Source organism: Kitasatospora sp. NPDC004723 (assembly GCF_040609255.1).
Taxonomy (GTDB): Bacteria; Actinomycetota; Actinomycetes; order Streptomycetales; family Streptomycetaceae; genus Kitasatospora.
In genome coordinates this window covers 330,113-339,641 of sequence record NZ_JBEXJT010000005.1, presented here as the reverse complement: position 1 = coordinate 339,641, position 9,529 = coordinate 330,113, and the positions used below count along the sequence as shown (strand labels likewise).

At 68.3% G+C, this 9,529-nt stretch carries 6 protein-coding genes and 1 pseudogene; 5 read left to right on the top strand and 2 right to left on the bottom strand.

Features of this window, described 5'->3' with window-relative positions; genetic code table 11:
* Positions 1-410 precede the first annotated feature (410 nt).
* The 4 genes and pseudogenes from ABZW10_RS09470 to ABZW10_RS09455 all read left to right on the top strand — a co-directional run bounded on the left by ABZW10_RS09470 (position 411) and on the right by ABZW10_RS09455 (position 3,234).
* Complete coding sequence (locus tag ABZW10_RS09470) at positions 411-1,253, top strand: sigma factor-like helix-turn-helix DNA-binding protein (RefSeq protein WP_355362085.1); 843 nt, start codon at positions 411-413, stop codon at positions 1,251-1,253.
* A 4-nt stretch (positions 1,254-1,257) separates the two neighbouring features.
* Positions 1,258-2,025: a protein phosphatase 2C domain-containing protein gene (locus ABZW10_RS09465; RefSeq protein WP_355362083.1), complete on the top strand. Its 768-nt coding sequence runs from the start codon at positions 1,258-1,260 to the stop codon at positions 2,023-2,025.
* 270 nt (positions 2,026-2,295) lie between these two features.
* Positions 2,296-2,781 (top strand): NUDIX hydrolase, encoded by a 486-nt coding sequence (locus ABZW10_RS09460; protein WP_355362081.1) that lies wholly within the window; start codon positions 2,296-2,298, stop codon positions 2,779-2,781.
* 20 nt (positions 2,782-2,801) lie between these two features.
* Positions 2,802-3,234 (top strand): annotated as a pseudogene (locus ABZW10_RS09455) (NUDIX domain-containing protein).
* A gap of 420 nt (positions 3,235-3,654) precedes the next feature.
* On the opposite strand, the gene ABZW10_RS09450 reads toward ABZW10_RS09455, so the two are convergent.
* Positions 3,655-4,974, bottom strand: a complete 1,320-nt coding sequence (locus tag ABZW10_RS09450; RefSeq protein WP_355362079.1) for a hypothetical protein — start codon at positions 4,972-4,974, stop codon at positions 3,655-3,657.
* A 1,012-nt stretch (positions 4,975-5,986) separates the two neighbouring features.
* Between ABZW10_RS09450 and ABZW10_RS09445 the strand changes: the two genes are divergently transcribed.
* Positions 5,987-8,521: an ATP-dependent Clp protease ATP-binding subunit gene (locus tag ABZW10_RS09445; protein ID WP_355362077.1), complete on the top strand. Its 2,535-nt coding sequence runs from the start codon at positions 5,987-5,989 to the stop codon at positions 8,519-8,521.
* Positions 8,522-8,534: 13 nt separating this feature from the next.
* Here ABZW10_RS09445 and ABZW10_RS09440 read toward each other — a convergent pair whose 3' ends face one another.
* Positions 8,535-9,407 carry a metallophosphoesterase gene (locus ABZW10_RS09440; RefSeq protein ID WP_355362121.1) on the bottom strand — a complete coding sequence of 291 codons (873 nt, stop codon included), beginning with the start codon at positions 9,405-9,407 and terminating at the stop codon, positions 8,535-8,537.
* Between the last annotated feature and the right edge of the window lie 122 nt (positions 9,408-9,529).

Here is a 9,529-nt window from a genome sequence, read left to right as displayed (position 1 = left end):
CAGCCGTGACGGTGGTCGTCTACGCCCCCGAAGAGGAGAAGCCCGCAGAGGTCTTCTTTGACGGGATGCAGACGCTGCCGTTCACCATCCTGCAGTACTTCGTGGCAACTGTCGCCGCACAGCTACCAGGCACCGGGTCGTAGAGCAGCGACTCCGGAGGAACGGCAACGAACTACACCGACTTCACGAGTTCAAGTTCAGTAGCATCCACCGCAGAAGAACAAGCCAGTACCACCAACGATTCGCCCGTTCCACAGGGTGTATAGCCCCCTATACAACGACGGCTGAAGCTGCCGCCAGGAGACCCCGCGATGCCCCACGACACACAGCGAACCTGCCGACACCTGCGTTTGCTGATTCTGTCTATCCCCCTAGACTCTGTGTTGACTGGGGCAGACACCGGAGGGGACATGGCGGGAGAAACGCAGCGGATCGCCGCCATCAAGAACCCGTTCGAGCTGCTACGAGCAGCCACCGTGTGGCTGGCCGAGGCGCAGCAGGAGGTCACCGAGCTGTCGCGGCTGCGTCAGCGGGTGATCTCCGAGCTGCACGAGCAGGGCATGTCCTATGCCCAGATCGCGGCTGAGGCCGGACTCACCCGGGGGCGGATCCACCAGCTCAAGCAGTCGGCACCCGCGCCCGAGGGGGCGTTCCTGGGCAACGCGCGGCTGATCATCGCGACGCCGCTCAAGCAGGAGGCCGGCAACGCCAGGCCGGTCCTGGCCGCCGAGGACTTCGCAGCCGCCCAGCGGCTCGGCGACCTCGCCCGCTCCTACAAGCTCGAACCGAGCTTCGAGCACGTGCCGATCGGTGGCGAGATCGACCTCAACCGCGAGGACATGATCGTCATCTGCGGCCCCAGGCTCTCCAGCCACGTCGCTGGGGTGCTCGCCCAGGACCCGTCGATCTGCTTCGAACGCGCCCCCGACGGACCGTGGACCCTGCGCGACCGCGAGGCCGGCGTCGCCTACCGCTCCGGCATGGACTCCGAACCCGCCCTCAACTCCGACGTGGCCTACCTCGGCCGACTCCCGCGCCCCGACGGCCAGGGCCTGGTCATGGTCCTCACCGGGATCCACCCGCAGGGCACGCTCGGTGTCGTCCACCTGATCGTCAACGACCTCGCCGACCTCTACCAGCAGGCCGGCACCGGCCGGTTCTCCGTCCTGCTGAACGTCGACTACAACCCCCAGGACAACGAGCCCGTGCGCGTCCGCCTACTGTCGCCGTTCTACCGGCACGAGGCAGACTGACCGGGTGCATCTGGAGATCGCCACCGAACCCGCCCGCCAGGACCGCCCCAACGAGGACTTCGTCGCGGCCAGCCCGAGCGCCGTCGTCCTGCTCGACGGTGCCGGCACCCCGCCCGGATCCGACTGCGGCTGCTCCCACGGCGTGGCGTGGTTCGTCACCCGGCTCGGCGTCAACCTGCTGGCCAGCGTGACCAACCAGCCCGACCGCGCCCTGACCGACTGCCTCGCGGACGCCATCACCACCACCGCCGCACTGCACGCCGAGCGCGACCTCGCCCACCCCGGCACCCCGTCGGCCACCGTCATCGCGGTCCGTCTCACCGACCAGGACCTCCAGTACCTGGTCCTCGCCGACTCCACCCTGATCGTCGAACACACCGACCCCGTCACCGGACCCGTCGCCATCGCCGACGACCGCGAGGCCCTGGTCGGCGCCGCCCTCCGCAGCTCCATGGACGCCGTCCCCACCGGCACTGCCGAACACGGCGACGCCCTCCGCCGCTACGTCGAGGCCATGCGCGCCCACCGCAACCAGCCCGACGGCTTCTGGGTCGCCGCCGCCGACCCCACCGCAGCCCACGCAGCCCTCACCGGCACCGTCCCGCGCACCGAGGTCACCGGCTTCACTATGGTCAGCGACGGCGCCTCCCGCCTAGTCGACCGCTTCCACCTCGCCGACTGGCCCGAGGCCCTCAAGCTCATCCACGACCAGGGCCCGGCCGCCCTCATCCGCGCAGTCCGCACCGCCGAACTCGCCGACGCCGACGGCTAACGCTGGCCCCGCGGCAAGGCCCACGACGACACCGCCGTCGCCACCGTCACGCTGTAGTCCGCGAGCCCCGAAGCCCAACCCAAGTCACTGCCGAATTCCGCTCTACAAGGTCAAGGGCGCGCGCCCTGCGCGCGCCGCTGCCCCACCCCGGGCGCCCGACGCCGGGCGTGCGGGCTGGCGCCCGGTCCCGGCGCGACCGCCCGAACGGGGCAGCGTGATGGCTGGAGTTGGCGGCCGAATCGGCTGACTGGTGTCGTTACTGTGGTCGACGTGACGTCTCACGAGCACGAAGCGAAGATGGCGCGGGCGCGGATGGCTGCGGGGGCGCTCTTCTTTGATGCCGAGGGCCGGGTACTGATGGTGGAGGCCAGCTACAAGGACTACTGGGAAGTCCCCGGCGGGTATGTGGAGATCGGCGAATCGCCTCTCCAAGCGTGCGTGCGCGAAGTCCGTGAGGAGCTGGGCATCACGCCGCCGATCGGGCCGTTGCTTGCGGTGGACTGGGCCCCGAGTGATCGTGAAGGCGACAAGGTCTTGTACCTGTTCGACGGAGGACAGCTCGCGGCCGGCGACCTGGCGGCAATCTCCCTCCAAGCCCAGGAGCTCCTCCGCTTTGAGTTCTGCTCCGTTGACGTCGTCCCGAACCGCACGATTCCGCGCCTGGCCCGCCGGATCGTAGCGGCGGTGCGTGCCCGGGAGAGCGGTTGCCCGGTGTATTTGGAGCATGGGCAGCCCGTTGGTTCCAGTGCTGTCTGATCCGGGCATTGGAAGTCGACATGTCTCAACCCACACCACTGCATTCTGTCTCGGTCGCAGGAGTGGTCATTCGTGACGACGGCCGCGTGTTGGCCATCCGGCGAGCCGACAACGGCACCTGGGAACCGCCCGGCGGGGTCTTGGACCTGACCGAGAGCGTCGAGGACGGTGTGCGCCGCGAGGTCTTCGAGGAGACCGGCATCAAGGTGAGCGTCGAACGGCTCACCGGCGTCTACAAGAACGTGGCGCGCGGAGTCGTCGCCCTGGTCTTCCGTTGCCGCCCCGAAGGTGGCACCGAGCAGCTGTCTGACGAGTCGACCGCGGTCGAATGGCTCACGCCGGCCGACGTTGAGGATCGCCTGGGCGAGGTCTTCGCGGTACGCGTGCTGAATGCCCTCCAGGGCGACGCGGCCACCGAGCATCCGAACGCACCATGGCCAGCGCTTGCTGTGAGGAATGGGCGGGCGAATGTCTGCTCTGCCCCTTGCACGCTGCCAACCACCAGGTCCTGCGGAGCAGACGGAGGTGCGGAGGCCCCTGGCCCCTCGCTGTTGCTGCGGTCTTCGCTCCGGTGGCGGCCTGCCGTGCAGAGCGGCCACAAGCTGAGGAGGCCGAGGTCAGAACCTGCGGTGGCTGATGTGGGCGGCTCCGCAGTTTTACCCACCTCTCCGGACCGGGACCCGCGTCGAGCAAGACCGGGGGCCACTCGGCCAAACTGCGGTCAGGGCCAAAAGCCCTGACCGAGCCGCAACAGCTTACGGCCCCCCGATCATGCTCGACCCCAGAACGGACAGGACACCGGCTAAAACTGCTCCGCCGCCCTCTCGGTTTTTGGTTTCCCGCCGAGAGGGGCAACCCAGGAGCTGGTGTGATCTAAGCTGCCGCGAGTTGGTTTTCGATTTGGTGCTGCACCAGCACCGCAGAAACTTCGAAATGATCAGCGATCATCTCAACGGCTTCAAGAGAAACTGACCATGGATCGCCGTTGAGAAGTTGCATAATTCCCGCTGCAGGCGCAAGTAGCTCGGCAGAAAAGGCGCGTTCGACCTTCTGCTTCTCCGTGTAGGCGCTCGTGATAAGGAATCGCGAATCATTGTCGACGGCTGAGTGCCAAAGAGCCCTGCCGAGAAGGAAGTTCTTTGCCCTCGCAGGTGTCTGTGTCGATCCCACTACTAGAGCGGCGCCTGTGCCGTATCGTCGACCGAGGGCGTGAATGCGCGGCTCGGGGGAAGAGATCTCCTGAGTCGAAACATAGTCACGAACCGAAAACTTCTTTGTCGATCCTACGCCGGCAGCTTCGCGAGCAATCCTTGCTTGCTCCCAGCCAGTTTCCCATGGTCGAGACGACTTGTATGTCGACTGGCTTTGCAGTGCGGTGCGAATGTCAGCCATATGTGGACTCTTGGGAGTGGAAATGCCATCGACTCTGCCGGATGCTTTTGAGATCCATTTTTGGGATTCTCGGAGCATCGCCGGAGAGGCGGCGTCCACGAAATCGCTAAATAGCTCGGCAGGTAGACTCTCGAACGATCGGATGATCTCTTCTTCGAACTCGTGCGCCTCGGAATAGGGGTCCAGCCCCAAGCGTGCGGCCGTGCGGCAGTAATCGGCTTCCTCTGGGTCCGCGCTCGCAACGGCCGCCCACTCCTTGTGGAGAGCGGTGGATGTGAGGCCTTGCTCATCGAGCCTGGAAATGACAGAGTTAATGATGCGGGCCAGTTCCCCCCGCAGCTCTGCAGAGTCAGCGATGATGTCGCCGCGGCTGATGTAGCGAATTCTCCAGTTTGCTACGGGAGACGAGTAGGGGCGCCACGAGAGAGTTGTCTGTTTGCCTGCCGGGATTAGGGCCACATCTGGCCACGCGAAACCGTCACCGATGCGGCGAAAATTGTTCTGGCGTAGCTCTGGATTTGTTAGGCGGTACTGATCCAAGCGATTTGAAAGCTCGGGGCGGGAGAGTCGTGAATTATAGAGAAGCTTCCACCAGTTGAAGGCGAGCCACTCGGCTAGAGGGTAGAGAGGGGCATAGATTGAGCGCCGCGAACTTCCGGAATCGAGATCCTCGACGAGAGTGATGAGATCATCACCTGCGCGCATCTCAATGCGAGCCCATGTGGCCTTGTGTTCCGGTAGCCGCACGCCGGGGGCGGATTCCCACTCCCAGGAGACCTTGAACATTTCTGGCGCGTCCATTAAAGCCCTTCCGGAAATTCATTAGGCGCTAGCGGGTACCCCTTGTATTGACCCTGCTCCCTATTGACAAGTCTACCCTCGTATACTATGGTACCACGCTTAATCCAGACATATCTTGGGAAGTCCCCTTCGAAGAGTGTGCCGATATTCCCACAACAGATTCCTTCGCGGAGCCATTGGGTAATCTCGTCCGGGTCGGTTAGGGATGGGTCACACCTCGACGCGTCGGCCCGCAGACGCGGCTGCCCTGCGAACGATGGGTAGGACTTGTGCTCGGCGCTGCCGACATAGCGTGTCCGCTCAGCAAGCTGGGCTAGCCCCTCCAACTCCTCTTCGGAGACTGGGCGCTTGATGGCCCGGGTGAGTGGGCGCTGACGCTTGGTGGCACGCATGGTGTCAGTATGTCGGGTACAAGAGGCTCCCGTCACCGCTTCGAGGTAGCGTCCGGTTGGTTGGACACCGGGGAGCGTGGCCGGTGATCTTCATTCCATGCCACAACTGTGCCAGATCGGGCGGTACGTGGCGGCCAGTCACGAGTGCCGGTGGCGTGGTGACCGGGGAACTGGCAGGTCAGCCGGGGCGCAGGTCAGGACAGGTGGCGCACGCCAAGCCTTACAAAGCAGATGTCGGCGGTTCGAAACCGTCCGCGCCCACCCTGTTGAGAGATGGACCGAGGCCGTGGCCCGGGCCGGGACGGATGTTCCCGGTCCGGGCCGCAGTCGTTGTGCGTGGGGGTGGGGTCGGGCCTGGTGGGCCGGGGGTGGGCGGGAGGATCCTCGCTTCACCGGTGGGGCGCTCCTGGAGCTCGCGGAGCGCCACCGGCTGGCCCTCGACGGGCCGCCGGCGGACGCGGGGCACCGGGTGGTGGACGTGGTCCGGCCGACCGGGACCAGCCAGCAGTGACCGCCGGGCCAGCGGCCACCTCGATGGTCGCCGCCGGTCCGCACCCGGGTGCGGGCGGTGGTGGGGTGTGTTTGTGTGGGCACCAACCGCTTGGGAGAGGTGACCCTCCGTGACCATGCCGCCGTTCGGTTCGAACGACCCTTTCTCCGACCTGCTCAGCCGGTTCTTCGGGATGAGCCCGCTGGCCTCCCCGCCCGCCGTGCAGCGGGTGCCGATCGGGCGGCTGCTCAGCGAGTCGGCCCAGGAGTTACTGGCCTCGGCGGCCCAGCGGGCGGCCGAGGACGGGAGCAGTGATCTCGACACCGCGCACCTGGTGTGGGCGGCCACCCGGGTGGAGCCGGCGCGCCGGATGCTGGAGCGGGCCGGGATCGATCCGGACCGGCTGGCGGGTGATCTGGACAAGGTCCTGCCGGCCGGGGACGGGAGCGGGGCGCCGGAGGCCGACGGGCGGCCCGCGCTGACGCCGGCCGCCAAGCGCGCGCTGCTGGCCGCGCACGCCCGGTCGCAGGGGGCCGGGGCCTCGTACATCGGGCCGGAGCACATCCTGGGCGCGCTGCTGGAGGAGGAGCGCTCGGGCGCCGGCGCCGCGCTGCGCAACGTCGCGCCGTCGCAGGAGGCGCTGCGCACGGTGCTGGACGGTCGCGGCGTGGGCGGCGAGCGCAGCCAGGGCGGAGCGAACCCGAGCCGGACGCCGACGCTCGACGAGTACGGGCGGGACCTCACCGAGGAGGCCCGGGCCGGCCGGCTGGACCCGGTGGTCGGCCGTGCCGAGGAGATCGAGCAGACCGTCGAGATCCTCTCCCGCCGGACCAAGAACAACCCGGTGCTGATCGGCGAGCCCGGGGTCGGCAAGACGGCGATCGTGGAGGGGCTGGCGCAGCGGATCGTCTCCGGGGACGTGCCGCAGAGCCTCAAGGAGAAGCGGGTGGTCACCCTGGACCTCACCGCGCTGGTGGCGGGCTCCAAGTACCGGGGCGAGTTCGAGGAACGGCTGAAGAGCGTGATCGACGAGGTCACCGAGGCCGAGCAGAGCGTGATCCTGTTCCTCGACGAGCTGCACACCGTGGTCGGCGCGGGCAGCGGTGGCGAGGGTTCGATGGACGCGGGCAACATCCTCAAGCCGGCGCTGGCCCGCGGCGAGCTGAGCGTGGTCGGCGCGACCACCCTGGACGAGTACCGCAAGCACGTGGAGAAGGACGCCGCGCTGGAGCGCCGCTTCCAGCCGGTGCTGGTGCCGGAGCCGAGCGTCGAGGAGACGATCGAGATCCTCCAGGGCCTGCGCGACGCCTACGAGGCGCACCACCAGGTGCGGTTCGCCGACGAGGCGCTGGACGCCGCCGCCACCCTCTCCGACCGCTACGTCAGCGACCGCTTCCTGCCGGACAAGGCGATCGACCTGCTGGACCAGGCCGGCGCCCGGGTGCGGCTGCGCAGCCTGAGCGGCTCCACGGTCGCGATGCCGGTGCAGGACCGGATCACCAAGCTGCGCCGCGAGCTGGAGGAGGCGGTGGCGGACGAGGAGTTCGTGCGGGCCGCCAACCTGAAGAGCGAGCTGCGGCAGACCGAGGACGAGCTGGCCGCGATCGCCGAGTCCCGCGAGGAGGTCGTGGCGGTCACCGCGGACGACATCGCCCAGGTGCTCTCCAGCCGCACCGGCATCCCGGTCGCCGAGTTGAACGCGACCGAGCGCGAGCGGCTGCTGAGGCTGGAGGAGCACCTGCACGAGAAGGTGATCGGCCAGGACCAGGCGGTCACCGCGGTCGCCCAGGCGGTGCGCCGCGGCCGGGCCGGGATGGGCGACCCGGACCGGCCGACCGGCTCGTTCCTGTTCCTCGGCCCGACCGGGGTCGGCAAGACCGAGCTGGCGAAGGCGCTGGCCGCGCTGCTGTTCGGCGACCCGGACCGGATGATCCGCTTCGACATGAGCGAGTTCCAGGAGAAGCACACCGTCTCCCGGCTGGTCGGCTCCCCGCCCGGGTACGTCGGCTACGACGAGGCGGGCCAGCTCACCGAGGCGGTGCGCCGCAAGCCGTACAGCGTGCTGCTCTTCGACGAGGTGGAGAAGGCCCACCCGGACGTCTTCAACCTGCTGCTGCAGGTGCTGGACGACGGCCGGCTGACGGACGCCCAGGGCCGTACGGTCGACTTCCGCAACACCGTGGTGATCATGACGAGCAACATCGGCTCGCAGCGGATCCTCGACCACGCGGGCGACGTCGACGAGATCCGCGACGAGCTGATGCGGGACCTGCGCGGGCAGTTCCGCCCGGAGTTCCTCAACCGGATCGACGAGGTGATCGTCTTCCACGCGCTCACCCGCCGGGACCTGCTCCAGGTGGTGGACCTGCTGCTGGACCGCTCCCGACGCCGGCTCAAGGCCCAGGACGTCGAGCTGGAGGTGACCGGGGGCGCGAAGGAGTGGCTGGTGAACCGCGGCTACCAGCCGGAGTTCGGGGCCAGGCCGCTGCGCCGGACGATCCAGCAGGAGCTGGACAACCGGATCTCCAACCTGCTGCTGGACGGCACCGTGCGGGAGGGGGACACCCTGCTCGCCGAGGTGTCGGACGGTGAGCTGACGGTGGTGCTGGCGCGGCCGGAGCGCTCGGCGACCTTCGAGGAGGCGGAGGAGCGGGCGGGGGAGTAGCCGCCCGTTCCGGTCAGGCGCCCGGGAACACCTCGCGCAGCAGCGGGTCGGGCAGTCCGCGCTTGCCCCACTCGCGCGGGTAGCCGAGTGACACCTCCTCGAACGGCACCCCGTCGTAGGCCGTGCGCCGGGGGATGTGCAGGTGCCCGTAGATCATCGTGGCGGTGTTGAACCGGCGGTGCCAGTCCGCGGTCAGCTCGGTGCCGCACCACTGGGCGAACTCGGGGTACCAGAGGACCTCGGTGGGCTGCCGGACCAGCGGGTAGTGGTTCACCAGCACGAGCGGCAGCTGCGGGTCGTGCTCGGTGAGCCGCTTCTCGGTCAGCCGGACGCGCTCGCGGCACCAGGAGTCGCGGTCCGGGAACGGGTCCGGGTGCAGGAAGCGCTCGTCCGCGCAGACCACACCGGACGCGTAGGCGGCGGCCAGTGACTCCTCCTTGGTGGTGGTGCCGGGGGCCCGGAAGGAGTAGTCGTACAGCAGGAACAGCGGGGCGACGGCGACCGGGCCGCCCGCGCCGGTCCACACCGGGTAGGGGTCCTCGGGGGTCACCACACCGAGCTCGCGGCAGATGTCCAGCAGGTGCTCGTAGCGCTCGACGCCGCGCAGCTGGACCGGGTCGTTGGGGTGGGTCCACAGCTCGTGGTTGCCGGGGGCCCAGATCACCTTGGCGAACCGTTCGGCGAGCAGGCCCAGGGCCCAGCGGATGGTGACGGTGGACTCGGCCACGTCACCGGCGACGATCAGCCAGTCCTCCGGCGAGCCGGGCCGCAACTGTTCGACCAGGTCGCGGTTCTGCTGGTAGGAGACGTGCAGATCGCTCACCGCGAGCAGCCGGCCCCCGGCCGTGCCCCGTCGCGTGCCGTCCGCGTGGTTGTCACCGGCCATGTCGGCCCCCCAGATGGTCGTCGCTGCCGTCCCGGCCACAGTACCGGGGTCCGGCGGCCGGAACAGGGTGTCGGGAGTCGTAGCCACGGCCGAATCCCTTGACATGTCGTCATGTCCGCGCC